The organism is Kribbella sp. NBC_01484, from assembly GCF_036227145.1.
Classification (GTDB): domain Bacteria; phylum Actinomycetota; class Actinomycetes; order Propionibacteriales; family Kribbellaceae; genus Kribbella.
In genome coordinates this window covers 7466724-7491921 of sequence record NZ_CP109437.1, presented here as the reverse complement: position 1 = coordinate 7491921, position 25198 = coordinate 7466724, and the positions used below count along the sequence as shown (strand labels likewise).

The following is a 25198-nucleotide window of genomic DNA, read 5'->3' as shown; positions in this document are numbered from 1 at the left end:
AAACCTTTGGCGGTTCGGGCGCCTCAGTGCTACTTTCGGAACATGTTCGAAAAGTCGACAGACGCTGCAATGGCCCGGACCGGGCTCGTCCTCACGGCCGTGGCGGTCGTGCAGTTCATGGTGTCGCTGGACCTCTCGGTCGTGAACGTGGGCCTCCCGCAGATCGCGACCGGCCTCGGGTTCGGCGCCCTCGGCCTGACCTGGGTGATCCACGCCTACGCGCTGACGTTCGGCGGGCTGCTCCTGCTCGGTGGCAAGGCCGCGGACCGGTACGGGCGCCGGCGGGTCCTGCTGCTGGGACTCGTGGTCTTCGGCCTCGCGTCGCTCGCCGGCGGGTTCGCCCAGGTACCCGGCCAGTTGGTGGCCGCCCGCGCCGCGCAGGGCATCGGCGCCGCCACCCTCGCCCCCGCCGCGCTCTCGTTGCTGACAGCAACCTTCCCCACCGGCAAACAGCGGATCCGCGCCTTCGGAGTCTGGAGTGCGATGAACGCCGCGGGCGGTGCGTTCGGTGTCCTCGCCGGCGGCCTGCTCACCCAGTACGCCGGTTGGCGCTGGGTCATGTTCGTCAGCGTCCCCATGGCCGCCGTCGCGCTGGCACTGGCCTGGCGTGGCGTCCCCACCGACTCGACGACCGCCCGCGCCGGCCGCCCGGACGTGCTGGGTGCAGTTCTCGCGACAGCGGGAATGACACTGCTCGTGTACGGCGTGGTGCGCACCGACAGGTATCCATGGAGCTCGGCGACCACGCTCCTGACGCTGCTGATCGCCGTCGCGCTGCTGGCGGCCTTCATCGCGGTCGAGAAGACCACCCGCCGCGAACCGCTGATTCGGCTGGGCCTGTTCGCCAATCGCTCGGTCTCCGGCGCGAACGCCTTCAACCTCTTGGTCGGCGCAGCCATGGCCTCGGCCTTCTATTTCACGTCCCTCTACCTCCAGCGCGTGCTCGGGATCGGGCCGGCCGAGACCGGACTGATGTTCCTGCCGTTCGCGCTGGGCGTGGTCGTCGGCGCCGTACTCGCGGTCAAGCTGGGCTACCGGCTTCCCGCCCGCACACTCCTGGCCGGTGGCGCACTGCTGACGGCCGCCGGATTCGCCTGGTTCGGCCTGATCACCGCCGATGGCAGTTACCTCACGAACATCCTCGGCCCGTCGATCGTCGCCAGCGTCGGCTTCGGGCTCTGCCTCGGTCCGGTGGTGGCGACCGCGACCGCGGGCGTCGATCCTCGCGAGACGGGCATGGCCTCAGGTCTGCTCAACAGCACCCGTCAGCTCGGCGCCTCGCTCGGACTGGCCGCTGTCGGCACTGCCGCTCACGATCGCAGCGGGCAATCCGTGACACCCCAAGCGCTCAGTGACGGCTACGCCCTCGGCTTCACGCTCTGCGCGGCGCTGCTGGTCGCCGCTGCGCTGATCGCATTTGCTGTCGTACGGCGTACGAACCCGGCGGTTCAGGTCGAACGTGACTTGGTTCCGTTGCGCGATTGACTAGGTTGGGTGGGTGGCGAAGCGCTGGTGGTGGGTGGCGGTCGGAGTCGTGATCGTGGGCGTCTGGGCCGTGCGCCACGACGGCGACCGCAAGACCGCGGAGACCGCGGAGACGGCGACCGCCCAGCCCACTCCCTCGGCGACGCCCCAGCGGACTGTCAGTCCGACGCCGGCCGCGAAGCCCTGGTACGACGACTACGACCCAGCCCACTTCGCCCCGCAGGTACGTCGGTATGCCGGTCAGGCCGGGATCCGTCCACAGTTGTTGATGGCAATCCTGTACAACGAGGCGTACAAGCCGCACGACCCGAAGTTCGAGCGCTCGTGGGCCCAGGTCGACTCGGATCCCGCCTTCGGCATCGCGAACATGCATCGGGCCGCCTTCGACGACACCAAGCGCGGGCGCGACTTCGCCGGCCGGAAGTGGGAGCAACTGCCCGACGATCCGGGCCTGGCCATCGAGGCCGCGGCCTGGCATCTGCACGACCTGGCCAAGCGCCTGCCCGACAAGCGAAGCCAGCGGTACACCAAGGACGAATTACTTGCCCTGGGCTACAACACCGGCGCCGGGAACATGCGGGCGTTCGCCAAGGGTGCGAAGGCCGGCGCACAAGCTCAGTCCTACCTCGACCGCCTGCACGACAGCTGGGACAAATCCGCCCGAGCCGTCGGGTGATCCCACCGGGCTGACCCGCCGGATCGCGTACCCGCCGCTTCCGCGAGTACGTCGTCCGTGGGCGGTGATCACGCCGTTGGGGTCGCCTCCGTAGTGTCGTGGGTGAGCAACCGGAGAGAAGAGGCAGTGTGAAGGACGATCAGGTGGACTACGCGTCCGTGCTGGCTGTGGCCGATTGGCGCCGGCGGGTGTTCGCGCTCTACGGGGCGGTGCGGGCGGAGAGTGATCCGGCCAAGGCACACGCGGTGTGGCAGGCCGGGCGCGACGAGTTGCTGATGACCCATCCCGCATCGCCGGTGGAAGATCGCGACGCCTACAAGGGCCCTGAGATCGGGGCCTATCGGCCGGAGTTGCGCTTCGAGATCGCCATCGACCCGGATGTCGAGCCGGTGCGATGGGAGGTGCCCTCGGCAACGGATGGCGTGATTCCGTTCACCCGGGCCGGAGTCCTGCACGTGCCGACCGTGGGTGACCTGGATGTGTGGTGGCTCGAGTCGTACGGCGGTGGCCTGTTCGTGCCGGTCAAGGACTCGCTCGCCGGTGAGCGCACGTACGGCGGTGGGCGTTATCTGCTCGACACGGTCAAGGGCGCGGACCTCGGTGGGGACGTCCGCGAAGGCTGGCTCGTCGTCGATCTGAACTTCGCCTACAACCCCTCGTGTGCCTACAGTCCACTCTGGACGTGCCCGCTGGCACCGACAGGCAACACCGTGGCAGCGGCGTTGCCCGTCGGCGAACTGACGAGGTCGTAGGTCAACTCCCTCCGACCTCGAGTGCTGTCAGCAGGACCAGGACCAGAGTCACGAAGGCGAACAATCCGTGGCCGCCGACGACCGCCATGGGGAAGTGACGCTCGGCCGGCGCGTCGGCGGCCGGTGCCTCGGTCCGCTTCCGGTACGTCGGCAGCCAGCGGAAGAACATGGTGTAGCCGAGAAGAGCCACGGGTAGCAGGAGGACGAAGGCGATCCAGGCCAGTGTGTCGCTGTCGACGATCAGGTAGATGATCCACAGCACCAAGCCGATCGCGGCCAGGGCGAAGTGGCCGAAGATCAGTGCCGGCGGGAAGTGGCTCGAGCTCGGCTTGCGGGGGCCGCCGTTGCTGATCCAGGTGTACAGCAGGAAGAACCCACCGAGCGCGGTGATCAGCCACGTGACGAGTGCTGCGATACCCATGTCATCTCCTCGGCTCGAAGCCTTCGGCTTGGTCATGCTCCTCGGCGACGCGGACGCCGTACCGGAACGCCAGCTTGCCCCCGAGATAGCCCGAGACCATCAGGGCTCCGAGGCTGACCGCGGACAACACGATCGGGCCGACCGGGACCTGGTCGGCCTCGGATCCACGGCGCCACAAGGCATTGACGACGTACGCCACGGTGACGGCGAGGTTGAGGATCAGGTGGACGAGGCCGGTGCGGAACGCGGGGGTGCCCGACGGGATGGCGAAGAAGTCGAGCAGACCGACACTCGCGGCCGCGACGGCGCCGACGATGCCGATCACGATCAGCCAGACCGACGCCTGCACCAGGAACGCGGCGTCGGCCACCCGCGACCCGATGTCGAAGACGAAGCTGGCCACCCACGCGCCGATCGGGATCGTCACCAGGATCGGATGGAACGGATGACCGTACGGACCGGTCAGCAACGCACTCACCGGACGCTTCGCCGCAGCGGACCGATCGGACACCGGGGCCTCCCTGTTCCACTAATGGAGTTTGGTCTTATTGCGGATCACAGGTCAAGGGTTGAAGGGCAACTGCCGATGCTTTTCGCCAATGATGATGTCCGTTATGGTGGATCGGTGAGAGCACGGGGGAGCGGAGCGGACGCGACGATCCAGGCGGTGTCGGTGCTGAGCGACGACACCAGGCGCCGGATGTTCGACTTCTGCCGTCGGGCCGGCCGGGCGATCAGCCGGGACGAGGCGGCGGCCGAGGTGGGGATCTCGCGGAAGCTGGCCGCGTTCCATCTGGAGCGCCTGGTCGATGCCGGTCTGCTGCGGGCTCACTACGACCGTGCCGGCGGGATCCGCAGGGTCGGCCGGGCGCCGAAGATGTACGAGCCGGTCGCGACCGACCTGCAGGTGTCGATCCCGCCGCGCCGGCCGGACCTGCTCGCCGAGATCCTGCTCGACGGCGTCCTCGATCAGGACGACGTCAGTCCGCTGGAGTCGGCGCGCCGGGCAGCCTTCCGGCACGGCGAGCGGGTCGGCGAGCAGGAGCGGGATCGGACCCGCCCGGGCCGCTTGAGTGCAGAGCGGGCGTTGACGATGTCCGAGGCGACGTTGGCGAGCGTCGGCTTCGAGCCGGTCCGTCCACGCCCGGGCTGCGTCCGGCTGCAGAGTTGCCCGTTCCACCCGCTCGCGCAGTCACAGCCCGAGGCCGTCTGCGGCATCAACCATGCGTTCGTGAGCGGAGTGGTCTCCGGCCTCCAGGCGACGGCCATCCACGCCGTACTGGATCCCGAGAGTGGCGAGTGCTGCGTCGAGCTGACCGCGGTCTGACGCCTACGAGCGGTTGGTGCGGCGGAGTTCGGGGAGGACCTCGGTGCGGTAGAGGTTCATCATGTCGATCGAGTGCGGCCCCATGTTGGCGACATAGACCTCGTCGAAGCCGGCCTCGACGTACGGCGTGAAGGCGTCGACGTGGACGTCCGCCTTCGGTCCGCAGGCGACGGACTGGGCGGTCGACTCCTTGGTCACCAGTTGGCTGGCCTGCTCGAAGTGCCGAGGGGACGGCAACACCTGGGCGAGTTCACCCGGGAGGCCCGAGTTGGCCCAGATCCGGTGCGCCTGCTCGACACCTTCGGCCTCGCTCGGCGCGTAGCTGACCTTGAACCCGGCCTGCGCCGGCTTGTCCCCGCCGCCGTTGTCGCGGAACCGTTGCAGCAGTTCGGCGTCCGGCGTCGTGCTGATGTAGCCGTCCGCGATCCGCGCCGCGACATCCGTTGCCTCCGGCCCGAATCCGGACATGTAGATCGGCAGCGGCGCCTCTGGCCGGGTGTAGATCCGGGCGGTGTCGACCGTGTAGTGCTTGCCGTGGTGTGAGACGAACCCCTCCTCCGTCCACAGCCGGCGCATGATCTCGACCGCTTCCTCGACCATCTCGAGTCGTACGTCGATGGTCGGCCACACGGACCCGACCACATGCTCGTTGAGCGCCTCGCCGGTGCCGATACCGAGCGTGAACCGCCCGTTCATCAGTACGGCGCTCGTCGCGGCAGCCTGCGCTATGACCGCCGGATGGATCCGCACGGTCGGACAGGTGACAGCCGTCGTCACCGGCAGCTCACAAACCTGGGAGATCGCACCGATGGTCGACCACACGAACGCGCTTTGCCCCTGCTCGTCGTTCCACGGATGGAAGTGGTCGCTGATCCACAGCCCGTCGAACCCGGCCTCCTCGGCAAGCCTCGCGTGCTCGAGCAACTCGGACGGCGTGTACTCCTCACTGGACAGGAAATACCCGATCTTCACAGTTCTCCGATCACTCGCTTTCCCACCGAGTGCCCGCACGCCGACGTTTCATGCGGTCGCTCTTTTGGTGGCAGTCGGCCCGGAGTGGCCACCGTCGGTCACGGGGGTCGACGCCAGAACTCTTGCTCGAGGACGTGTCGGATCTGCGGTGAGGCGTTCGTAGCATGAGTGAGGCGGCCGAGAGTGCCGCATTGATCAGAGGAGCACATCGTGACCGCTACGTATACGTTCGACGTCTTCTCGACGCTCGACGGCTTCGGCTCGCCCGGCGGCGGCGACTGGGGTGGCTACTGGGGCAAGCAGGGACCCGAGTTTCTGGAACACCGCCTCGCGCAGTACAGCGAGAAGCAGCGCATGGTCTTCGGGGCCAGCACGTACCGAATGTTCGCGGGGATGCTGGCCACGTTCCCTAAGGGTTCCGAGATCTACGACCCCTGGGTCAGCCGGATGCTGGAGTTGCCGGCAACCGTGGTGTCGAACACCCTGGACGAACCCCTCGACTGGGTGGACGGGACCATTGCCTCGGGCAACGCCATCGACCTCGTTGCCCGGCTCAAGGACGAGTCCGACGTACCGCTGCGCTCGCACGGCAGCATCTCGCTCAACCGCGCTCTGCTGGCCGCCGGTCTGGTCGACCGGGTCCAGGTGACGGTCTTCCCGGTCCTCACCGGTCAGACCGGAGCGAACCCGGTCTTCCGAGGCACGGCCGACTTCGATCTCGAGCTGCTCGAGTCCCGGACCCTCGACGGCAACATCCAAGAACTCACCTATCGGCCGACCCTGCACGTCCTCAGGTGATCAGGTCACCACTGGTTCTGGGGGTCGCGTCTGATGCAGAGCGCTGACGTTTTGTTGCCACTTGGCGCGGGCGGGGCGGGTGCGAAAGACTGCTTCGATGTCTGCTGAGTACGCCGAGAGTGACCAGTTCCGTGGTGCCCGCATCCGGTCGAGTGAGCTCGCCGGGCTCGAGATCCGCGATTGCGAGGTCAGCGGTCTGAAGATCGTCGATTGCTACGGGAGCGAGGTCTCCCTCGGCGGCGCCTTCGAGCGTGTTGTCGTCAACGACGTCGACGTGACTGCCTACGTCGAGGCCGAGCTCGACCGGCAGTACCCCACGCGGGCACTCGCGCGTGACGCCGTGTCCCCCGACGACTACCGGGCTGTCTGGGATGCCATCGAGAGGATGTGGCAGGCCACGCACGACCGCGCCCGGTTGTTGCCCGAGGCAAAGTTGCACGTGCAGGTCGACGGCGAGTGGTCGTACGTCGAGACCCAACGACACCTGCTGCACGGCAGCGATGCCTGGCTCGGCAACGCCGTGCTCGAGGAAGAAACGCCGTATCACCCGTTGGGCTTCCCCATCGGCGGGATGCCGCCTGAGGCGTCGGCGAAGCTCGGCCTCACCCTCGAAGCCGCCCCGACTCTCGACGAGGTGCTGGCGGCGCGGTTCGCCCGCATGGCCACGATGCGGCGTGTCGTCGACGGGCTCACCGAGGCCGAGCTCGATCGGGTCTGTCGTCGCAAGCCGGCGGACTCGTATCCCGACCAGGAATACGTCGTGCGCCGCTGCCTCAAGGTGGTGCTCAAGGAAGAGGCCGAGCATCACCGCTATGCAGTGCGCGACCTCGCCGAGCTCGAGGCCGGTGCCTGAACCGGCTGAGGGGCGCTCGCGGCGAATGCGCCAGGTTGTTTGCAGCGTTTGGGCTGGGGCACCGGAGGTCGTGCACGGGGAGTTCAGCCGCCGGGTTTCCGCCCGGCCGGAGAGATGGGAAGGACCATGGGTCTCATTCTGTGGATCATCGCTGCGATCCTCGTCATTTCGGGAATCGTCTCGCTCTTCCGCGGCCAGTTGCTGTGGGGCGCGGCACTGATCGTGATCGGCCTGCTGGTCGGTCCCGGGGGCGTCAGCATCTTCACCTGACCCGCTTCCGGATCTGGTCGCCCTCACGTCGCCCCGGCGTGGGGGCGACCTCCTGTCATGCCAGGAGGCCGGCTGCGGCGCGCAGGTCCTTGACGAAGTCGGCGAAGTCGCGCCGGAACTCCTGCGAACGGACCACCGCAGACGGGTGGACGGTCGCGACCGCGGCGCGGCCGTCGGGGAGTTCGACCCGCTCGCCGCGGTGTTCGGTGACCTTGAAGCCGGTTCCGAGCAACGAGCGCGCGGCCACCGCGCCGAGGATCACCACCAGCTCGGGTTTCACGATCGTGAGCTCGCGGTCCAGCCAGGGATGGCACGCGACGATGTGGCCGACGGCCGGGGTCTTGTGAATGCGGCGCTTGCCCTGGCGCTCGAAGCGGAAGTGCTTGACCGCGTTGGTCAGGTATACCTCCGAGCGGTCGATGCCGGCCTCCGCCAGAGCCTTGTCGAGCAGGCGTCCGGCCGGCCCGACGAAGACGTGACCTTCCTTGTCCTCGACGTCGCCGGGCGTTTCACCGACCAGCATCATCCGGGCCCGGACCGGACCTTCGCCGGGCACGACCCGCTCGGCGTACTCCTGCAGGTCGCACCCGCGGCAGTCCGATAGGGCCGCGCGCAGCTTCCGGATCCCGCCGTTCTGTGGGACCCAGCGCGTTGCTCCGGCGAACTCGTCGGGTTGCATGCTTCACCAGTACCCGGCTCCGGTCAGTCTCAGCCGCCGTCGGGATCCAGCGCCTGGCGGATGATGACCAGGGCGAACAGCACGAGGGTCAGCGCGTGGACGACCGTGCACCACAGGCAGATGGCGTCGATCTGGAACAGCTCGGCCCAGATCAGGTAGCAGACGAAGACCACGCCGACGACGACGGCGGTCAGCCGCAGGCGGCTCGGCCAGGGGGACGACGTACGCCACATCGGAGGCAGTGAGAGCGCTGTCATGCCGGCGAAGAAGGCCAGGCCGAGAAGGGCGACCGGAATGCCGAAGACCTTGGAGTACTGACTGCTGGTGACCTTCGCGCAGTTGACCACCCCGGTGTTGGGGCAGGCCAGCGTGGTGCCGGCGGTGAAGTGCTCATAGGTCAGGTACGACGCGACCGCGAGACCGGCGATCGAGAGGGCCAGGATGGTCCACGGGATCCAGCCGAGCCCGGTCGTCGCCTTCTCGGAGCGCTGTGTGGTGCCGCTCATCGCTCAGCTGCTCCCGAGCTTGGCCGCGGCCGCGGTCACCGGCTCGGTCGAGCAGACGTTGGCCGGCTGATTGTTGGTCATCTTGCAGATCGCGGCGGTGTAGACGTTGGCGGACCCGATGACGGCCTTCGCGATCGGGTTGGACGGGTCCTTGAGCGCGTCCGCGACCTCGGCCTGGGTCTTCCCGGCCAGGATCTCGGGGCTGTACGTCGCGCCCGACGACACGAACTTCCCGCCGAGATCGATGAACGGGATCGAGCCACCGGTCTTCACGTACGGCGGCGCGTTGTAGGTGTCGAACGTCTTCTGATCCTCGGCCGTCGGGGTGTCGAGCGGCGCGTACTGGCCGTTGACCTGCTCGTTCGTGGTGGTTTCGACGCCGGTGAAGGCGAGGTACTGACTGGTGAAGGTGGAGCCGTGGAACGACAGGGTCGGGGTGTTCGGATACACGTCGCTTCCGGAGGAGTGCGTCGTACCGAGCTTGCTGAAGGTGCCGAACCGGGACAGTGCGACCGTGACCGGCCACCGCTCGGCCGCGCAGAACGGGCAGTACTCGGCGCCGATGTAGAGGACCTTCGGCTTGCCGCCCGACGTCAGGGGCGGGGCGGTGATGGGCGACGGTGCGGCCTGGACGCCGGCCGAGCCGACCGCGGCGAAGGTCGACTCCGGGATGGAGGACAGTGCGGTCACGATCTGGCTGTCGGCGGCACCCGACGGTCCGGTCGTGGTCTTCTTGCCGCCACCGGCCAGGCGGACGGCGACCAGGCCGCCGACGATGACGATGACGACCACGACGGCCCCGACCGCCAGCAGAAGCCGCCGGCGTCGCTCCGCCCGCTGCTGAGCGGCCAGTTGCGCCGCGATCCGCTCGCGGGCCTTGGCCTTCTGCTCGACACGCCTACTCATGACACTCCTTCGCTCACCACACCTGGTCGCATTAGGCGCCCATCAAGACAACTGCTGATCGCCCGCGGAAGTTCCTACCTGTCCGTCACCGGGAGATTACAGAACGCGGCTACGATGGCAGGTAGGTGGTCAAGACTGTCCGGACCCACCGCTAGGTTTGCCGCCGTGGATTGGCAGAGATGGCATAACGAGTATGACCGGCCCGGGTCGGGGCTGGCACGGCGGCTCTCAGCGGTTCAGGGGCAGGTGCGGGCCGCTTTGGACCGCGCGCCGGCTGGGGCGGTGCGGGTGATCAGTCTTTGCGCTGGGCAAGGACGGGACGTGCTGGATGTGATGGCCGGGCATCCGCGGCGTGCCGACGTCCGGGCCAGGCTCGTCGAACTGGACCCGCGCCTCTCGTCGTTCGCCGAGGAGAGGGCACGACAGCTCGGGCTGCAGGACCAGGTGGAAGTGGTGACGGGGGACGCCGCGCTGATCGATCAGTACGGCGGGATGGTGCCAGCGGACATGGTGTTGGTGTGCGGCGTGTTCGGCAACATCTCGGACGAGGACATCGCGGCCACGATCGACACCTGTCCACAACTGTGTGAGACCGGCGCAACGCTCATCTGGACCCGCCACCGCGGGGAGCCGGACCTGGTCCCGCAGATCTGCGAGTGGTTCGAGGCGCGCGGCTTCGAGCGGGTCTGGGTGTCCGACCCGGATGCGGGCTTCGGTGTCGGCGTCCATCGCTTCACCGGCGAACCACAACCGCTGATCCCGGGTCGAACCTTGTTCAGCTTCGTCAGCGGCGGAGTCTGACGCTTGACCACGTCGGCGGGCTGGTGCGGTTCGGGGTCGCGCCGGACCATCCGCGGATCGAGCGCATCAGAGCTGCTGGTTGGGGATCCCGGGTGAGGAGGCAGCCTGCACCACGGAGGACTTCGTTGCCTGGTACAACCGCCGGTCCGGCGCGGTACCGCCGGTCGTCCCCGCGGCCAGGCGGGGCCGGCGGCAGGGCTTGATGGCCGCTTGCGTATCTCCAAACGCACCCAGGGTTGTGCGATCGGTGCCCGGGAAGCAGACTGTGAAAGACCGGCGGCCCGGTCCGATGGTCGGGCGGGGGAGAGTCGCATGATCGGTGTCACGGGGTGTGTCTCTTCCTCCACGAAGATCGATATCTTCTGGCTCAACGCGGGAAACGGGATCGGCCACACCACCGGGACCGGGACCGCGTGGGGCGTGCCGGGAGAGGAACTGGGCGGCGAATTTCTCACCGTCCCCGCAGCCGCCGCTACCAACTCCCCTCAGCTCGGCTATCCGGAGCTGGTGGATGTTTTCGCGGTCGGGCCTGACTTCGCCATGTACAACAAGCAGTCCGCCCACGGCACCTGGACGGCCGACTGGCTCGATCTGCAGGGTGACTTCGCGAGCGCTCCCGGTGTGATCAGCCGTGCCGACGGGCGGCTCGACGTCTTTGCCGTCGGTAACGACTACGCCATGTACCACCGCTTTCGGACCGGACTGGGTTCCAAAACTCGCTGGTCGCCAGGCTGGGAGTACCTCGGCGGCCGTTTCAGCAGCACCGCCGGCGTCGTCTCCCGGGACGGGGTCAGCATCGATGTCTTCGCCCGGGGTGCCGACTTCACCTTGCGGCATCGTAGGAACGTCCAGGGCACGTGGTCCAGCGACTGGCAGAACCTCGGTGGCTCGCTCGCCTCTCCGCCCGCCGCCGTGTCATGGGGCCCTGCGCGGATGGACGTCTTTGCGGTCGGCACCGACCGCGCGCTCTGGCACCGCTGGTGGGACGGGGAGATCTGGAGCGACTGGGAGTCGCTCGGTGGTGCCCTGACCGACACGCCGTCGGTGACGTCCTGGGGACCCGGGCGACTGGACGTGTTCGGCCTCGGTCTCGACGGCAGGATCGTCCACTACTGGTTCGACGACCAGGCGTGGAGCGGCAGGGAATCCCTCTCCGGCGTCATAGCCGGAGAACTGTCATCCGGGCCCGTGGCGCTCGCACCCGCATACAACCTGCTCAACATCGCCGTGAGCGGCGCCGGCGCCGCTTGGGGCAAGATCTGGGACGGCGTCGATTGGACGCCAACGAATTTCGACCAGGTCGGCTTCGGGGTGCGGCTGCCGACGACCTACCGCTTCTCGGTCGACCGCGTCCAAGTCACCAACACGCGCTCGTTGAACTCCGACACGGACGCCGCAGTGGCCGCAGTCGCCGCTGGGAACTGGCCGATCCGTACCGCCACGCAGCGGACCGGCGACATCGGAGGCGTGTCGGATCCGCAGGGGATGCAGCTCGACAGACTCTCCTTCGAGCCCGTGACGGTCGAGCTCTGCGAGGCTTCGCTCTTCAACTACCTAATCCTCAACAACGGACATGCGGACGCGAAGGTACTGGACGATGCGCTCGTCAAGGCCGCCGGCAGCATCACGTCTGACGGGGTACAGGGCCTCTCGAAGGGGATCGGGGCTGGTCTGGGCGCGATCGTCGGCATCGAGCTCATCGGCACCGCGATCCTCGCGCCGGTGATAGGCAGCCTTCTTGGCTCGTTGGTCGACTACCTGCTCAGCAAGGTGGGCACGGTGGTATTTGCCGACTGCGACGGCCTCGTCGCGGCAGAAAGCGTTGCGTTGTCCGGGCGGGACTTGTTCCTCAAGACGAAGGACGCCGGGCTCACGGTGACGACGACCCACCACGGTACCGACTCCGCGGACGGCTGCGGCGCGAACTCGGTGTACGACGTGACCTGGACGATCGACAGGATCGCCGCCGGCTGACTCCTCCTGTCGCCGCGGGGCTCGTTCGCTCGCTGGCCAGGGCCGGGCGTGGACCGGAACCCGTGGACCGGAACCCGTGGGCTGGGACAGGTCGTGGTGGGTTGTGACAGGTGGGGTGGGGCCGGAGGCGGTGGGTTGGGACGGGTCGTGGTGGGTTAGGACAAGGAATTGCCTGTCTCAAGCCACCACGACCTGTCCGAGGCCGCCAGATGTGGACCGATCCGTGCACAACACGCGCCAACGGCTACATGCTGATGCTGGCCGCCCTGCCCACCGGAACCGCCTCGCCCAGCCTCGGCACACCCTCCACTCTTGCCCACCCCGGACATCGCCCCCGACCAGCACAGCCGGCCGACGATCACCCATATCGGGCAAGAGAGCTGGAGAACCTCGCGGATGCACCCTTGCCCACTGCATATCCGGAGTGAAGGGCAGGGTTGACCACGCATCAGGCCGCCGGGGCCAGCTTCGGAGGTGGTAACGCCGGATTACGTCGCCAACCTTGCTTGGCGCGGCGCTAGCTCGTCCAGGGGCGCAGCTTCTCCGGGTTGCGGACCGCCCAGATGTTCGTGATCCGGTCCGCGGCGATGTCGAACGCGATCACCGTCTCGGTGACGCCTTCGAACTCGATCACCAGACCCGGCTGGCCGTTGACGGTCCGCTCCACCAGCGTGCGGCCGTAGTCCAGGATCGGCAGGCCGCTGAAGTACTGCGCAACGTTCGCGCCACCATGGACCGGCTCGAGCGCGGCGATCACGACGCCGCCACCATCGGCGACCGCGGTGACGTCGGGGTCGAGCAGATTGACGAGGGTCGCGATGTCGGTGGCCTCCCACGCCTCCTTGAACTGGCGAATGAGCTCGGCGCGCCGGGCCGTCGGCGGTGCGGGGGTCTGCGCCTCACTGATCCGGCGCCGGGCCGAGGACGCCAGCTGACGGCACGCCGCAGGGGTCCGGCCGACGATCTCGGCCACTTCGGGGAACGGGTACCGGAAGACGTCGTGCAGGATGAACGCGACCCGCTCGGCCGGCGTCATCGCGTCGAGGACGACGAGGAACGCCATGCCCACCGACTCGTCCAGCGTGACCCGATCGGCCGGGTCGGTGCCCGCCTGCCAGTCGGCGTTCTCCGGCAGGGGCTCCGGGATCCATTCGCCGACATACCGTTCGCGCCGGACCCGGGCCGAGCGCAGCAGGTCGAGGCAGATCCGGCTGGCGACCTTGGTCAGCCAGGCGCCGGGGGAGTCGATCGCCTCCTGTTCGCGGCTCGGCATCGCGTACCAGCGCGCGTACGTCTCCTGGACGACGTCCTCCGCGTCGGCAAGCGAGCCGAGGAGCCGGTAGGCGAGGTTGATCAGCTGCCGCCGCTCGCTCATGATCGCGCTCAGGCCCGGCTCGACCTGGTCGTCCCCGGTCATGGTGCTTCCCTTCGTCGGTTCCACCTCTCCTCGGTACGACGAGACGCCGTACCGAAGTGTGAGGTCATCACAGTCCGGCCGACCGTTCCGTCGTACTGATCATGACTACTCAACACGCAACAGACGAAGCCGACATCCGGGACCGGATCAACACGCTGGTCGGTGCTATCCGGACCGGTGACATGGGGGCCGTCAAGACGATCTTCGCGCCGCACGTGGTCTCGTTCGACATCGAAGCGCCGCTGCGGCATCTGGGCGCGGAGGCGAAGTGGCGGAACTGGGAGAAGGTCTTCACGATCTATCAGCTGCCGATCGACTACGAGGTCCGCGACCTCACGGTGCTCGTGGACGGCGACCTTGCGGTCGTGTTCGCCGTCAACCGGATCAGCGGCACGGTGGTGAACGGTCCCAAGACCAACCAATGGGTCCGTTGGACCGCGGCCTGGCAGCGGATCGACGGCCAGTGGATGGTCGTCCACGACCAGGTCTCGGTGCCGACCTACTTCCCCGAGGGTCGCGCGGCGCTGGACCTCACGCCCTGAGCCAGGCAGGCCACGGGCGGAGCGCGCCGGCGGTTTCGGCCAGGGCCGTCAGTGCCTCGGCCGTGGTGAGCCGCCGGCCCGCCTGCGGCACGAGCAGTCCCTGGAGGCTCGCGGGCAGCTCGGCGCCCGCCTCGGCGAGGGTCTGGCCGAGGCTGTAGAGATCCATCGCGACGGACACCGGCTCGCACGCCTCCTGCTCGGGGGAGGCGTACCCGACGGTCCCGACCGGGTGACCCGGCGGTTGCTCGCTGCCGATCCGGCGAGCGCTGCCGAAGTCGATCAGGACCGGGCGGGCGTCGCGAAGGACGATGTTGTCCGGCTTGACGTCCAAGTGGGCCAGACCGCGGTTGTGGAGCGCCATCAGGGCCGGGAGCAGTTGCGCGCCGAGCAGCGCGGTCTCTTCGGCGGTCAGTACGCCGTTCTCCTCCAGCTCCTCGGTCAGCGTCGGGCCGTCGACGTACTCGAGCAGGACGTGTGGGATCGGGTCGCCGGTGCCGTCGGCCAGCAGACGTGGGAGAGACGGGTGGCTGTTGCCCGCCAGGGCGACGGTCTCCCGCTGGAGCGACTTCATCGCGCGGGGATGGTGGATCTGATGCGGACGGGCGGCCTTGAGTACGGCGGGGGACCACAACGCGACCGACCAGACCAGCCAGGTCTCGCACCGGTGGCCGACGCCGAGGCGCTCCAGCGCGAGGCTTCCACCCGGCAGCTCGCAACCCTCGGCCCAATCCCAGACGGCCAGTCCGTCCTCGGTGTCGACATTCATCATTCGGCCTCCAAGCGGTGAAGCCTGCCGCCGGCTAGGCCGGCGGCAGGCTGGTGGTCAGCCGCGGGAGCGGCTGCGGCTGCGGGAGCGCGAGCGGCTGCGGGACCGTCCGTGGCCGTGGTGCATGACCGGCTTGATGCGGAGCATGGTGGTCACCTCCTTCCACTGAGTTGGTGTTCGTGCAGGGTGACGACCCGGTCGGCGATGGCCGCCAGGTCGCGATCGTGGGTGACCAGCAGGACCGTGCGCCGCGCGGTCGTGGTCCGGATGGCCTCGATCACCGCGGCGGCCGAGACCGGATCGAGGGACGCGGTCGGCTCGTCCAGCAGGACCATCGGCGCGGATGACACGGCGGCCCGGGCCAGTGCGACCCGGCGGCGCTGACCGCCGGACAGCCGGACACCGCTCTCGCCCAGCGGCGTGTCGTACCCGTACGCCAGCCGTCCGGTGAACTCGTCCACCAGGGCCGCCTGCCCGGCTGCGATGACACCCGCGCGGGTCGCATTCTGGTTGCCGAAGGCAATGTTCTCGGCGACCGTCGCGTCCAGCAGCCACGGGTCCTGCGGGACGAACGCGAACCGGTCCCGCAGGCTGCGCTGGTCGCAGTCCCGGACGTCCACGCCGTCGATCAGGATCCGTCCGGCGTCCACGTCGTACAGGCGGAGCAGGAGGTGCAGCACTGTGCTCTTGCCGATCCCACTCGGTCCGAGCAGGCAGACGGTCTCGCCGGCTGCGATGTCGAGGTCGAAGTGATCGAGCACCGGCTGACCGTTCTCATAGCCGAACGAGACCCGCTCGAACCGTACGCCGGACCGCAGTGCCGGTGCCGACCGAGCGTCGTACCGATCCTCGACCGCCTCGTCGCAGTGCAGGATCTCGCGGACCCGCGCCGCGCTGGCGCCGGCCTTCGCGAGTACGACGGACAGCCGGGTCAGGCCGCGCACCGGAGAGTAAAGGTCTCGCAGGTAGGCGAGTACGACGAGCAACTGACCGACCGTGAGCGCTCCGGACAGCACGTGCCGTCCGCCGATCACCAGCACCAGGGCGGCGCCGATCGCCAGCACGACATCGGCCATCGGGGTCCAGCGCGCGTCCACCTCGATCGCTCGCAGCTCGACATCGAGTACGGCGCGATTCCGGGTGCCGAAGATCGCGGCGGCCCTGTCGATGCGCCCGAAGGCCTGAACGGCGCGGACGTTCCGCAACAGGTCGGTCGTTGCCCCGGCCAACCGTCCCGACTCGGTCCTCGCATCCTGCTGTGCCACTCGGATGAGCCGCCGCTGCCGGACAGCCAGTGCACCGAGGACCGGTGCGACGGCCAGGCCGATCAGGGCGAGCTCGGGGTCGAACGCGAACAACAGCGCGAGGACGCCGGCGAGCATCACCGCATCGGGCAGGAACGACGTGGTCACCGCGACCACCGCGTCGAGGACCCGGCCGACATCCGTGGTCAGGCGGGACACCAGTTCGCCGCTGCGCATGCGGTCGTGCCACCGCAACGACCGCGTCATCGTGCGCTGGAACATCGTCGCGCGGAGTGAGGCGCCGATCCGCTCGGCCGCACCCTCGACGGTGCGCAGACTCGCCATGTCGAGCAATCCGATGATTGCCGACAATCCGACGCTGCCAACGGCCGCCAGTCCGAGGACGACGACCGGATCCGCCGCGGGATCCGGCCCGAGGGCGTGATCGACCGCGAGGGCCAGCGGCCATGGACGGACGAGAACCGCGCCGACTCGCAGTACGACGAACCCGGCCGCGACGGCGAGCGCAGGGAACTGCACTCGGGCGGCGGGCCCGGCGACGGCGAGTGAGAGCGGAAGCTTCATGCCGACAACCGTCGTCGCCGGCCGGTCGGCTTCGGTAGTGCACCTTGGTACTACGACTGTCGTCGGGCTGCCGCGCGGCGCCGGGCAACCCCTACGATCCCAGGCATGGTGAGACTGCGACGCTCGCGCACGGACCGTGGGCCGATCTCGACGGTCGGGCTGCTGGTGCGATTCACCGCGGCCGGACTGATCGTGCTGCTGTCCCTGGCCGCGCTGATCGCGGTCGTGGCCCGCCAGGCGGGCGTCGAGCAGGCAAGGGAGTCGGCTCGGCAGGTGGCCTTTGTGACCGCGCGTGGGGTGGTCGAGCCGCGCCTGGACGCGGGCGTGATCGCCGGACAGCCGCTCGCCTTGCAGTCGTTCGACACGGCGATGCGCAAGTACGTGCTGCAGGGATCGCTTGTACGGGTGAAGGTGTGGAATGCCGACGGCCGGATTGTCTACTCCGACGAGCCCCGCCTGATCGGTCAGCAGTTCCCGCTGGGCCCGGAAGAGGAGGCGGCCCTGCGGCAGCAGGGGAGCAGCGCGTCGGAAGTGAGCGACCTGAGCCGGCCGGAAAACCGGTTCGAGATCCCGTACAAGAAGCTGCTCGAGGTGTACGTCGGGATCCGGGGGCCGCAGGGGGAACCCACGCTGTTCGAGGCGTACTTCCAGTACCAGGCGGTGACTGACGCCGGCAAGGCTGCCTGGCAGCGGTTCGCACCGCCTGCGCTGGGTGCGCTGCTCGTGCTGGAGCTGGTCCAGATTCCGTTCGCCTGGTCGCTGGCCCGGCGGGTGCAGCGGCAACAGCGGGAGCGGGAGCGGCTGCTGCAGCACGCGGTCGACGCCTCGGACGCCGAGCGTCGGCGGATCGCGGGGGAGTTGCACGATGGCGTCGTACAGGAGTTGACCGGGCTGAACTACGCGTTGGATGCGATGCGGCTGGGGAATCCGAGCGAGGGGCAGCGAGCGGACTTGATCGCGGAGAGTGCGGGGAGGTTGCGCGCGAGCATCGGGTCGCTTCGGTCGTTGCTGGTGGACATCTATCCGCCGAACCTCGCCGAGGAAGGGCTCACATCGGCGTTGGCCGAGTTGGCGGCGGGGCTCGAGCGGGCGGGGGTCGACGTACGGCTCGAGACCGATGGGGTGGAGGAGTTGCCGCCGGCGGCCGCGGCGTTGTTGTTCCGGGCGGCGCAGGAAGTCGTGCGCAACGTGGCCGCGCACAGCGGCGCGCGTGAAGTGCTGATCAAGGCGCAGCGGATCGACGGTCGGGGAGTGCTGATCGTCGACGATGACGGCCGCGGGTTCGACGAATCGCGACTCGATGAGCGGAGTAGCAACGGACACCTCGGGCTACGCTCGATCGGCGACCTGCTCGCCGAGTCGGGTGGCACGCTGACGGTCCGGGCCGCTCCCGGGCAGGGGACACGGGTGGAAGCCGAGGTGCCGGTGTGATCCGGGTGCTGATTGTCGACGATCATGCGATCGTCCGGACGGGTCTGTCCCAGCTCCTCGGTACTGCGGACGACATCGAGTTGGTCGGGGCTGCGAGTGACGGTGCCGAGGCAGTGACGATGGCGGCCGAGTTGCGGCCGGACGTCGTACTGATGGATCTGTCGATGCCCGGGACGGACGGGATCTCGGCGACCGGGCAGATCGTCGCGGCCGACCCAGGTGTGCATGTGCTCGTGCTGACGTCGTTCAGCGATCAGGCTCGGATCCTGGACGCGCTGCAGGCGGGGGCTGAGGGGTATCTGCTGAAGCACAGCGAGCCCGAGGTGATCCTGGCCGGGGTGCGGGAGATCGTCGCCGGCGGATCGCCGCTGGATCCGAAAGCGGCGCGTGTCCTGCTGACGAACCGGCGCAGCCCAGGTCCGGAGACGAAGCTGACCGATCGTGAGCAGGAGGTGCTCGATATGGTCGGCGCCGGCCTGCCGAACAAGACGATCGCCCGCCGGCTCGGAATCAGCGAGCGCACGGTGAAGGCGCACCTGACGAACGTGTACCAGCGGCTCGGCGTGACGGACCGCACCCAGGCCGCGCTGTGGGCCCAGCGCCAGCGCCGGGACGACTAGGTACTAGTACCAAGGTCCGATAGCGCCGGCCGGGTAGCTGGGACAGCATCGAGGCATGGACTCGGAAGACCTGCGCCGCCGCCCCGTCGTACTGCGCACCAGTGGAGACGACGCGGAGCCGCAACGCCGCCCGGTGCGCTACCTCCTCTGGGCCGGCACCAGCTTGCTGGGCCTGGTCGCGGCAGCCGGACTGGTCGCTGGAGGTACGGCGGTCTGGTCCGCCTTCGATCCTGGTACACCGGGCCGGTCGCCCGCGCCACTGTGGTTCCCGCCACCGGAGAACATCACTCCCCAGAGCGCAAAGGTCACCCCGACCCCGGACGACCACGCTGGCGACCGCACCCGCACGCCCGGCCCCAGCACGGCGACCACCGAACCCGGAGACGACAAGGGCGGCAACCGGACCGCCACCACCAAGCCGACCTCTGGCAAGTCGAGTTCAGGGTCGCCGACCTCGGGGACGCCGACTTCAGGGAAGAGTGGCTCGGGCAAGTCCGGCTCGGGGGAGTCGTCCGACGACGGCTCCAGCCACCACTGAGGTCAGCTCACCCGTGGACTGCCGGCAACGATCTGGGTCCCCGCGGCCCCCGCGATCACCGCGGCCGCCTCGTCCAGAGAGCCGATGGCGGCCCGGCCCTTGGTCGCTTCCACGTACCGGCCGGCAGCGGTGACCTTCGGCCCCATCGACCCGCTGGGGAAGTGGAGTGCCGCAAGGTCCGCGATCCCGATCTCGTGTAACGGACGCTGGGTCGGCGTCCCGTAGTCGAGATAGACCGTCGGCACATCGGTCAGCATCACCAGCAGATCCGCGCGGAGCTCGGTCGCGATCAGCGCCGCGGTCAGATCCTTGTCCACGACGGCATCGACCCCGGCCAATCTCGCGGCACCTTCGACCACTGGGACGCCTCCGCCGCCGGCCAGGATCACGGTGACGCCGTTGCGGAGGAGGATCTCGGCAGCGTCGAGCTCCACGATCCGGCGCGGCTCGGGTGACGCGACGACGCGGCGCCACTCGACGCCGTCCTGGTGGAAGGTCCAGCCTGTCGTCGATTCGAGCAGGCGCGCGTGGTCCTCGGGATACCCGGTCCCGACGTACTTCGTCGGCGTACCGAACGCTGGATCGTCGGCGGAGACGACGGTCTGCGTCACCAGGGTGACCGCTCGGCCGGGCAGGCCCGCGTTGGTCAGGGCCTGCTGGATCCAGTAGCCGATCACGCCCTGGGTTTCGGCGACCAGGTCGCTGAGCGGATACGGCTTGGTCAGGCCCGGGTCCGCCGTACTCTCCAACGCGAGCAGCCCGACCTGCGGTCCGTTCCCATGCACGATCACCACCTCGTGCTCGGCCGCCACGGTCGCCAGCGCCGGCGCCGCCACGGCCAGATGGGCCACTTGCACCTCTGCGTCCGGCCGTTCCCCGCGCCGCAACAACGCATTCCCCCCGAGCGCGATCACCATCCGCATACCTTCAGCGTGACACGCACACCCAGCGAGCTCGCGCACTCACAGACCGTGTGGGTTGGAATGTGCACGCGAACAGGCTCAGCTGCGCGGCCCGGCGAGTGGCACGCGCAGTTCGAGGACGGTGCCATGCGGCTGGTTCCTCTCCAGCCGCATGGCACCGCCGAGTGCCTCCGCCCGCTCCTGGAGGTTGCGGAGTCCGCTGCGGTGGTCGACCGCGGCCACGCCGACGCCGTTGTCGGCAACCCGGCTGATGACCTCGGTCGCGGTCGCCGTGACGTCGACGGTCACCGCGGTGGCTTCGGCATGGCGTACGACGTTCGAGAGCGACTCGCGGACCGCTGCGAGGATCTCGGGACGGACCTCCAGCGGTACAACGGCATCGAGCGGGCCGGTGCAGGTCAGCTCGGCACGGAAGCCGAGGGGTCCGGTGTACTCGGAGACCAGGGTGTGGAGGTCGGATCGGAGCGAGCGGCGAGCCGGGTGGTGGCGCAGCTCGAAGATCGCCGCGCGCAGGTCGCGGATCGTGGAGTCGATGTCCGCGATGGCGCGATCGATGCGTTCCTGGACCTCGGCGTCCACCATCCGGTGGATGCCCTGCAATTGCAGCCCGGTCGCGAACAGGCGCTGGATCACCAGGTCGTGCAGATCCCGGGCGATCCGGTCGCGGTCCTCCAGGACGGCGATCATCGAGTGTTCCCGCTGTGCCTGCGAGCGATCCAGCGCCAGCCGCGCCTGCGCCGCGAACATCCTGACCAGCTCGTCAGCCTCGTGCACTGCACCACCAGGCTCGGCCGCCACGAAGAACAGCCCGCCCACCGCGGACGACGCCGGCGGCAGCGGAGCGACGAGGGCCGGTCCGAGTGACGCGATCTGGGGTATGTCGACCACACTCACCCGGTCGGCGCGCACCAGGTGATCCAGTCCCGCGACCCGCTTGCCGACGTACTCCTGGAGTTCGGACGGCCCGTCGAGCGCAGCGAACATGAGGTGGTCGTGGTCTGTCAGCAGGACGGCACCGGCGTGCGCGCCGGAGACCTCGCGGGCCCGGCGGGCGATCAGCCGGAGGGCGTCCCGCTCGTCGAAGTCCCCGAGCAGGAACTGTGTGATCTCGGCGGTCACCTCGTACAGGCGCCGCCGGCCGACGTCGTCCTGTTCGCTCACGTGGCCACGGTACGAAGCCCGTGACGGTTTGGGAACGCTTCGGAGCCGTTGCCCTGAGCATCAATAGGCGCGCGCCGGCCGCTGAGCGACTCGACGCCGAGCCGGAACAACGGGCGGCCACCCAGCCCCACCCACGACGGCGCGGTCCGCTCCAGGTCGGCCGCCTCAGCCGCCGGTACGACGGACAGATGGCCGATCGAGGTCACGGTCCACCCGAGTTGCCGGGACGGATCGAGGTCATCCACCTCGAACGCGACCACGTCACCACGATGCGCGGCCTGGAGCCATTCGGGGTCGTCGGACACGAAGACGATCGTGTCCGTGTCGACGAGGAAGTTCACCAGCCGGATGACCGGCAGGCCGCCCTGGGTGAAGACCAGCCGCCCGACCGGGACCGAGCCCAGCAGGCGGAGACATTCGCCGGCGTCGAGAATCTCGCGGGCGGCGCCGTCCTCGCTTCGCATCACAACCTCCGGGGTCGGCTTACTCTGAGCGGGACGGGTGCTGCCGGGGGAAGCGAGACGCGATGACGATCAAGGTGTTCCTGCTCGACGACCACGAGGTCGTCCGGCTCGGGCTGCGGCAACTGCTCGAGAGCGAGCCGGACATCGAGGTGATCGGCGAGGCGTCGACCGCGGCGCACGCCATCGCGCGGATCCCGGCGCTGAGCCCGGATGTCGCCGTCCTGGATGTCCGGCTGGGCGACGGCGACGGGATCACCGTGTGCCGGGAGGTGCGGTCGTCGATGGACACGCCGCCGGCCTGCCTGATGCTGACCTCGTTCTCTGACGAGGAAGCCTTGTTCACCGCGATCATGGCCGGTGCGGCCGGCTACCTGCTCAAGCAGGTCAGCGGCACCGACCTGGTCGGAGCGGTACGGCGTTTGGCCGCGGGGGAGTCGCTGCTCGACCCGGCGATGACCGCCCTGGTCCTGGAGCGCCTGCGGAACCCCGTCGATGTCGAGGACGACCCGCGGTACCAGTCGTTGACGGATCAGGAGCGCCGGATTCTCGACGAGATCGCGGTGGGGAAGACCAACCGGCAGATCGCGCAGAGCATGTTCCTGGCCGAGAAGACCGTGAAGAACTACGTCTCGGCGCTGCTGCGCAAGCTCGACATGGAACGGCGGACCGAGGCGGCCGTGTACGCGGTCGAGCGCGCCAAGCGCCGGCCGAAGACCTGACCCGCCGTCACCAGGCGCGGATGCGGCGGCCACTGATGTGCTCCGGCTCGATCACGACGAGGATCTCCCGTTCGTCGCCCGACTCGTCCGTGAACGGTCGCCACGCGAACATCTCCTGGAGGGAGCCGTGCCGGCAGCGCCCCGATATGAGCACACTCCAGCCATCCCGTGCGACCCCGTCCAGCCGATCGACCTCGAACGCCACCGGACCATCGCCGTACTGCGCGATCGCCGTGGCAGCCCCGGTCCGGAACACGATGAGCCGGTCGTGCAGGGTGTAGGTCACCGTCCGTACCGACAGCCGGCCGGACAGGTCGAACGCGAGCCGGCCACTGCCGCCGGGCGCCAGGAGTGCGAGGCACTCGTCCTCGCGGAGGTGATCGAGGACCGGATGGAGGGCGGCGAGTCCACGGACGGGCGTTGTCCGTGAACCCGTGCGAGCGGAGACGGTGGTGTCCAGCGCACCGGCCAGCCGGATCAGAGCCCCAGCCGTCAGCTGCTGTGGCTCCTCAGACGCGCCGGCATCCGGCCCGGACCGCGCAGACCCCTCCTCCTGCGCTAGTTCGAGCGGGACCATCCGCCGCGACGGGTCTCTCCCCTGCGGAGACCGTGATCGGCCGGACGATGTCATCGAACACTCCTTTCCTGCCGCTTCCTCGATCCAACCGGGGGAGCCCGCCCGACCGGCAGTGCCGGAGGGCCTTTCCGGGCAGGTCCGAAGTCCCCGCCGGGGAAGGCCCCCGCTGTCGGATCCGGCCGGGTCCCGATCGTCCTGGTGGTGTCGAGTGAATGTGAGACTGACCGCAGGAGGTGTGTGCGCGTGAAGTACGTGCTGATGTTCGTGGAGACCAAGGAGTACGCGAAGGAGCTCGAGGCGATGGCGCCGGACGAGCGGGACCGGGCGTATCAGCGGGTGATGCAGTGGTTCGACGACCACCGGGACAAGATCCGGAGCGGGAGCAAGCTGCAGGCGGCGGAGTCCGCGACCACGGTCCGGTTCGGCGGCGGCGTACCGATGACCACCGACGGGCCCTTCATCGAGGGCAAGGAGGTCATCTCCGGGTTCAGCGAGATCGAGGTCGCCGATCTCGACGAGGCGCTGCGGATGGTGAAGACCTGGCCGGCCTGCCCGATCGTCGAGATCCGGCCAGTGCAGCAGCTGTGAACACCGACGACGAGCTGGCCCGCGTGGTGCGTGATCACGCGGGCCGGCTGGCCGGATCGCTGGTGTCGTTGCTCGGCGACTTCTCCGCGGCCGAGGACCTGGTCCAGGACGCTGTCGAGATCGCGCTCCGGCGCTGGCCGGTCGAGGGGATCCCCGAGCGGCCCGACGCGTGGCTGTTCACGGTCGCGCGCCGGCGCGGTCTCGACGTACTGCGAAGGCAGCAGAACTACCGTGCCAAGCTCGCCCAGCTCCAGTGGCCCGTGCAGCCCGCACCGGACGACCGGCTCCGGCTGATCTTCACCTGCTGCCACCCGGCGCTGGCGCGCGAGGCGCAGATCGCCCTCACGTTGCGAGTCGTCTGCGGACTGACGACCGCGCAGATCGCGGCCGCGTTCCTGGCCTCGGAGTCGGCTGTCGCGCAACGGATCACCAGGGCGAAGCGCAAGATCACCGATGCCGGGATCCCGTATCGCATCCCGCGCGACGACGAACTCCAGGAGCGCGTCACAGAGGTGCTGACCGTCATCTACCTGCTGTTCAACGAGGGCTATCTGTCCAGCACGGCCGAGCGCGTCCACTCCCGCGATCTGGTCGACGACGCCGAATGGCTCACCGCGCTCCTGCACGGTCTGCTCCCGAACGAGCCCGAGGTCGCCGGTCTGCTCGCCCTGATCCGTCTCCATCGAGCCCGTACGGCGGCCCGCTTCACCACCACCGGCGACCTTGTCCTGCTCGAGCTCCAGGACCGCGCCCGCTGGGATCACGCCGCCATCGCCGACGCGACGGCCCTGCTGACCCGCACCGCCCGGCGTCACAGAGCTCCCGGTCCCTACCAACTGCAGGCCGCGATCGCCGCCTGCCACAGCGAGGCCCGGACCTGGGCGGCGACGGACTGGGAACAGATCCTCGTGCTCTACGACATGCTCTTGATCGTGCAGCCGACGCCGGTCACTCGCCTGCAGCGCGCGATCGCCTTGTCCTACGTCGAAAACGCCAAGGCCGCGCTCACCGAACTGGATGAGCTCTCGACGGACCTCCAGGCGTATCCGTTGTTCCATGCGACGCACGCCCAGTTCCTCCGCGATCTCGGTCGCGACGCCGAAGCACACGCGGCCGACCGACGGGCCGCCGACCTGACCGCCAATCCCGCCCAACTCGGATTGCTGCAGGAGCGGCTCGCCCAGTAATCGAGTCCTCTTCGGC

Annotated in this window: 29 protein-coding genes; 16 read left to right on the top strand and 13 right to left on the bottom strand. The window is 68.9% G+C overall.

Features of this window, described 5'->3' with window-relative positions; genetic code table 11:
- Positions 1 to 42 precede the first annotated feature (42 nt).
- The 3 genes from OG555_RS36180 (at position 43) to OG555_RS36170 (ending at position 2913) form a co-directional block, all read left to right on the top strand.
- A complete protein-coding gene (locus OG555_RS36180) occupies positions 43 to 1485 on the top strand; it encodes an MFS transporter (RefSeq protein ID WP_329477460.1) in 1443 nt (480 codons plus the stop codon).
- 13 nt (positions 1486 to 1498) lie between these two features.
- Complete coding sequence (locus tag OG555_RS36175; protein ID WP_329477458.1) at positions 1499 to 2161, top strand: transglycosylase SLT domain-containing protein; 663 nt, start codon at positions 1499 to 1501, stop codon at positions 2159 to 2161.
- A gap of 128 nt (positions 2162 to 2289) precedes the next feature.
- Positions 2290 to 2913 carry a DUF1684 domain-containing protein gene (locus tag OG555_RS36170; protein WP_329477456.1) on the top strand — a complete coding sequence of 208 codons (624 nt, stop codon included), beginning with the start codon at positions 2290 to 2292 and terminating at the stop codon, positions 2911 to 2913.
- Position 2914: 1 nt separating this feature from the next.
- Here the strand turns inward: OG555_RS36170 and OG555_RS36165 are convergent, their stop codons facing one another.
- Both OG555_RS36165 and OG555_RS36160 read right to left on the bottom strand, forming a co-directional pair.
- The gene (locus OG555_RS36165) at positions 2915 to 3334 is read right to left on the bottom strand and encodes a hypothetical protein (protein ID WP_329477454.1); all 420 of its coding nucleotides are present in this window, start codon (positions 3332 to 3334) and stop codon (positions 2915 to 2917) included.
- A 1-nt stretch (position 3335) separates the two neighbouring features.
- On the bottom strand, positions 3336 to 3845 hold the full coding sequence (locus OG555_RS36160; RefSeq protein WP_329477452.1) for a DUF2231 domain-containing protein: 510 nt from the start codon (positions 3843 to 3845) through the stop codon (positions 3336 to 3338).
- 114 nt (positions 3846 to 3959) lie between these two features.
- Here OG555_RS36160 and OG555_RS36155 point away from each other — a divergent pair, with 114 nt between their 5' ends.
- Entirely contained in the window at positions 3960 to 4661 is a 702-nt protein-coding gene (locus OG555_RS36155; protein ID WP_329477450.1) for a helix-turn-helix transcriptional regulator, read from the top strand.
- Positions 4662 to 4664: 3 nt separating this feature from the next.
- On the opposite strand, the gene OG555_RS36150 is transcribed toward OG555_RS36155, so the two are convergent.
- Entirely contained in the window at positions 4665 to 5633 is a 969-nt protein-coding gene (locus OG555_RS36150; RefSeq protein WP_329477448.1) for a TIGR03557 family F420-dependent LLM class oxidoreductase, read from the bottom strand.
- Between the two features lie 210 nt (positions 5634 to 5843).
- Here OG555_RS36150 and OG555_RS36145 point away from each other — a divergent pair, with 210 nt between their 5' ends.
- The 3 genes from OG555_RS36145 to OG555_RS36135 all read left to right on the top strand — a co-directional run bounded on the left by OG555_RS36145 (position 5844) and on the right by OG555_RS36135 (position 7554).
- Positions 5844 to 6431: a dihydrofolate reductase family protein gene (locus OG555_RS36145; RefSeq protein WP_329477446.1), complete on the top strand. Its 588-nt coding sequence runs from the start codon at positions 5844 to 5846 to the stop codon at positions 6429 to 6431.
- 97 nt (positions 6432 to 6528) lie between these two features.
- Positions 6529 to 7284: a DinB family protein gene (locus OG555_RS36140; RefSeq protein WP_329477444.1), complete on the top strand. Its 756-nt coding sequence runs from the start codon at positions 6529 to 6531 to the stop codon at positions 7282 to 7284.
- Between the two features lie 126 nt (positions 7285 to 7410).
- The gene (locus tag OG555_RS36135) at positions 7411 to 7554 is read left to right on the top strand and encodes a GPGG-motif small membrane protein (protein ID WP_329477442.1); all 144 of its coding nucleotides are present in this window, start codon (positions 7411 to 7413) and stop codon (positions 7552 to 7554) included.
- Between the two features lie 55 nt (positions 7555 to 7609).
- Here OG555_RS36135 and OG555_RS36130 read toward each other — a convergent pair whose 3' ends face one another.
- Genes OG555_RS36130 through OG555_RS36120 form a run of 3 tightly spaced genes read right to left on the bottom strand, consistent with a single transcriptional unit; the run spans position 7610 to position 9645 of the window.
- Positions 7610 to 8233 (bottom strand): UdgX family uracil-DNA binding protein, encoded by a 624-nt coding sequence (locus OG555_RS36130; RefSeq protein WP_329477440.1) that lies wholly within the window; start codon positions 8231 to 8233, stop codon positions 7610 to 7612.
- Between the two features lie 29 nt (positions 8234 to 8262).
- Positions 8263 to 8739, bottom strand: coding sequence for a vitamin K epoxide reductase family protein (locus tag OG555_RS36125; RefSeq protein ID WP_329477438.1), 477 nt, complete (start codon positions 8737 to 8739; stop codon positions 8263 to 8265).
- Positions 8740 to 8742: 3 nt separating this feature from the next.
- On the bottom strand, positions 8743 to 9645 hold the full coding sequence (locus OG555_RS36120; RefSeq protein WP_329477436.1) for a DUF929 family protein: 903 nt from the start codon (positions 9643 to 9645) through the stop codon (positions 8743 to 8745).
- A gap of 114 nt (positions 9646 to 9759) precedes the next feature.
- Between OG555_RS36120 and OG555_RS36115 the strand changes: the two genes are divergently transcribed.
- Positions 9760 to 10446 (top strand): class I SAM-dependent methyltransferase family protein, encoded by a 687-nt coding sequence (locus OG555_RS36115; RefSeq protein WP_329477434.1) that lies wholly within the window; start codon positions 9760 to 9762, stop codon positions 10444 to 10446.
- A gap of 312 nt (positions 10447 to 10758) precedes the next feature.
- A complete protein-coding gene (locus OG555_RS36110) occupies positions 10759 to 12420 on the top strand; it encodes a hypothetical protein (protein ID WP_329477432.1) in 1662 nt (553 codons plus the stop codon).
- 517 nt (positions 12421 to 12937) lie between these two features.
- Here OG555_RS36110 and sigJ read toward each other — a convergent pair.
- A complete protein-coding gene (gene sigJ / locus OG555_RS36105) occupies positions 12938 to 13837 on the bottom strand; it encodes an RNA polymerase sigma factor SigJ (protein WP_329477430.1) in 900 nt (299 codons plus the stop codon).
- A 101-nt stretch (positions 13838 to 13938) separates the two neighbouring features.
- Between sigJ and OG555_RS36100 the strand changes: the two genes are divergently transcribed.
- Positions 13939 to 14379 (top strand): YybH family protein, encoded by a 441-nt coding sequence (locus tag OG555_RS36100; RefSeq protein WP_329477428.1) that lies wholly within the window; start codon positions 13939 to 13941, stop codon positions 14377 to 14379.
- Here the strand turns inward: OG555_RS36100 and OG555_RS36095 are convergent.
- Both OG555_RS36095 and OG555_RS36090 read right to left on the bottom strand, forming a co-directional pair.
- Positions 14369 to 15148, bottom strand: a complete 780-nt coding sequence (locus OG555_RS36095) for a serine/threonine protein kinase (RefSeq protein WP_329477426.1) — start codon at positions 15146 to 15148, stop codon at positions 14369 to 14371. The genes OG555_RS36100 and OG555_RS36095 overlap by 11 nt on opposite strands.
- A gap of 149 nt (positions 15149 to 15297) precedes the next feature.
- Positions 15298 to 16974: an ABC transporter ATP-binding protein gene (locus OG555_RS36090; protein ID WP_329477424.1), complete on the bottom strand. Its 1677-nt coding sequence runs from the start codon at positions 16972 to 16974 to the stop codon at positions 15298 to 15300.
- A gap of 105 nt (positions 16975 to 17079) precedes the next feature.
- Between OG555_RS36090 and OG555_RS36085 the strand changes: the two genes are divergently transcribed.
- From OG555_RS36085 to OG555_RS36075, 3 genes are read left to right on the top strand one after another with little or no spacing between them, the layout of a single operon-like run.
- Complete coding sequence (locus OG555_RS36085; RefSeq protein ID WP_329477422.1) at positions 17080 to 18405, top strand: sensor histidine kinase; 1326 nt, start codon at positions 17080 to 17082, stop codon at positions 18403 to 18405.
- A complete protein-coding gene (locus OG555_RS36080) occupies positions 18402 to 19025 on the top strand; it encodes a response regulator transcription factor (protein WP_329477420.1) in 624 nt (207 codons plus the stop codon). The genes OG555_RS36085 and OG555_RS36080 overlap by 4 nt, the downstream gene beginning before the upstream one ends.
- Before the next feature lie 55 nt (positions 19026 to 19080).
- The gene (locus tag OG555_RS36075; protein ID WP_329477419.1) at positions 19081 to 19563 is read left to right on the top strand and encodes a hypothetical protein; all 483 of its coding nucleotides are present in this window, start codon (positions 19081 to 19083) and stop codon (positions 19561 to 19563) included.
- Between the two features lie 2 nt (positions 19564 to 19565).
- On the opposite strand, the gene OG555_RS36070 is transcribed toward OG555_RS36075, so the two are convergent.
- The 3 genes from OG555_RS36070 to OG555_RS36060 form a co-directional block, all read right to left on the bottom strand.
- Positions 19566 to 20486: a carbamate kinase gene (locus tag OG555_RS36070; protein WP_329477418.1), complete on the bottom strand. Its 921-nt coding sequence runs from the start codon at positions 20484 to 20486 to the stop codon at positions 19566 to 19568.
- 78 nt (positions 20487 to 20564) lie between these two features.
- Positions 20565 to 21647 carry a sensor histidine kinase gene (locus OG555_RS36065; protein WP_329477417.1) on the bottom strand — a complete coding sequence of 361 codons (1083 nt, stop codon included), beginning with the start codon at positions 21645 to 21647 and terminating at the stop codon, positions 20565 to 20567.
- Complete coding sequence (locus tag OG555_RS36060) at positions 21644 to 22111, bottom strand: pyridoxamine 5'-phosphate oxidase family protein (RefSeq protein ID WP_329477415.1); 468 nt, start codon at positions 22109 to 22111, stop codon at positions 21644 to 21646. Before OG555_RS36060 ends, OG555_RS36065 begins: the two co-directional genes overlap by 4 nt.
- 62 nt (positions 22112 to 22173) lie before the next feature.
- On the opposite strand from OG555_RS36060, the gene OG555_RS36055 reads away from it, so the two are divergent.
- Positions 22174 to 22830, top strand: a complete 657-nt coding sequence (locus OG555_RS36055) for a response regulator transcription factor (RefSeq protein ID WP_328520961.1) — start codon at positions 22174 to 22176, stop codon at positions 22828 to 22830.
- A 7-nt stretch (positions 22831 to 22837) separates the two neighbouring features.
- Here OG555_RS36055 and OG555_RS36050 read toward each other — a convergent pair whose 3' ends face one another.
- Positions 22838 to 23461, bottom strand: a complete 624-nt coding sequence (locus OG555_RS36050; RefSeq protein WP_329477413.1) for a pyridoxamine 5'-phosphate oxidase family protein — start codon at positions 23459 to 23461, stop codon at positions 22838 to 22840.
- A gap of 189 nt (positions 23462 to 23650) precedes the next feature.
- On the opposite strand from OG555_RS36050, the gene OG555_RS36045 reads away from it, so the two are divergent.
- Both OG555_RS36045 and OG555_RS36040 read left to right on the top strand, forming a co-directional pair.
- Entirely contained in the window at positions 23651 to 23995 is a 345-nt protein-coding gene (locus tag OG555_RS36045; protein WP_329477411.1) for a YciI family protein, read from the top strand.
- Positions 23992 to 25182, top strand: a complete 1191-nt coding sequence (locus OG555_RS36040) for an RNA polymerase sigma factor (protein WP_329477409.1) — start codon at positions 23992 to 23994, stop codon at positions 25180 to 25182. Before OG555_RS36045 ends, OG555_RS36040 begins: the two co-directional genes overlap by 4 nt.
- The last annotated feature ends 16 nt before the right edge of the window (positions 25183 to 25198 follow it).

Coding starts and splice junctions, on each gene's coding strand:
- OG555_RS36180 (WP_329477460.1), top strand. CDS start 43: ATGTTCGAAAAGTCGACAGACGCTGCAATGGCCCGGACCGGGCTCGTC.
- OG555_RS36165 (WP_329477454.1), bottom strand. CDS start 3,334: ATGGGTATCGCAGCACTCGTCACGTGGCTGATCACCGCGCTCGGTGGG.
- OG555_RS36140 (WP_329477444.1), top strand. CDS start 6,529: ATGTCTGCTGAGTACGCCGAGAGTGACCAGTTCCGTGGTGCCCGCATC.
- OG555_RS36135 (WP_329477442.1), top strand. CDS start 7,411: ATGGGTCTCATTCTGTGGATCATCGCTGCGATCCTCGTCATTTCGGGA.
- OG555_RS36130 (WP_329477440.1), bottom strand. CDS start 8,233: ATGCAACCCGACGAGTTCGCCGGAGCAACGCGCTGGGTCCCACAGAAC.
- OG555_RS36125 (WP_329477438.1), bottom strand. CDS start 8,739: ATGAGCGGCACCACACAGCGCTCCGAGAAGGCGACGACCGGGCTCGGC.
- OG555_RS36120 (WP_329477436.1), bottom strand. CDS start 9,645: ATGAGTAGGCGTGTCGAGCAGAAGGCCAAGGCCCGCGAGCGGATCGCG.
- OG555_RS36115 (WP_329477434.1), top strand. CDS start 9,760: ATGGCAGGTAGGTGGTCAAGACTGTCCGGACCCACCGCTAGGTTTGCC.
- OG555_RS36110 (WP_329477432.1), top strand. CDS start 10,759: ATGATCGGTGTCACGGGGTGTGTCTCTTCCTCCACGAAGATCGATATC.
- sigJ (WP_329477430.1), bottom strand. CDS start 13,837: ATGACCGGGGACGACCAGGTCGAGCCGGGCCTGAGCGCGATCATGAGC.
- OG555_RS36100 (WP_329477428.1), top strand. CDS start 13,939: ATGACTACTCAACACGCAACAGACGAAGCCGACATCCGGGACCGGATC.
- OG555_RS36095 (WP_329477426.1), bottom strand. CDS start 15,148: ATGATGAATGTCGACACCGAGGACGGACTGGCCGTCTGGGATTGGGCC.
- OG555_RS36090 (WP_329477424.1), bottom strand. CDS start 16,974: ATGAAGCTTCCGCTCTCACTCGCCGTCGCCGGGCCCGCCGCCCGAGTG.
- OG555_RS36085 (WP_329477422.1), top strand. CDS start 17,080: ATGGTGAGACTGCGACGCTCGCGCACGGACCGTGGGCCGATCTCGACG.
- OG555_RS36075 (WP_329477419.1), top strand. CDS start 19,081: ATGGACTCGGAAGACCTGCGCCGCCGCCCCGTCGTACTGCGCACCAGT.
- OG555_RS36070 (WP_329477418.1), bottom strand. CDS start 20,486: ATGCGGATGGTGATCGCGCTCGGGGGGAATGCGTTGTTGCGGCGCGGG.
- OG555_RS36060 (WP_329477415.1), bottom strand. CDS start 22,111: ATGCGAAGCGAGGACGGCGCCGCCCGCGAGATTCTCGACGCCGGCGAA.
- OG555_RS36055 (WP_328520961.1), top strand. CDS start 22,174: ATGACGATCAAGGTGTTCCTGCTCGACGACCACGAGGTCGTCCGGCTC.
- OG555_RS36050 (WP_329477413.1), bottom strand. CDS start 23,461: ATGACATCGTCCGGCCGATCACGGTCTCCGCAGGGGAGAGACCCGTCG.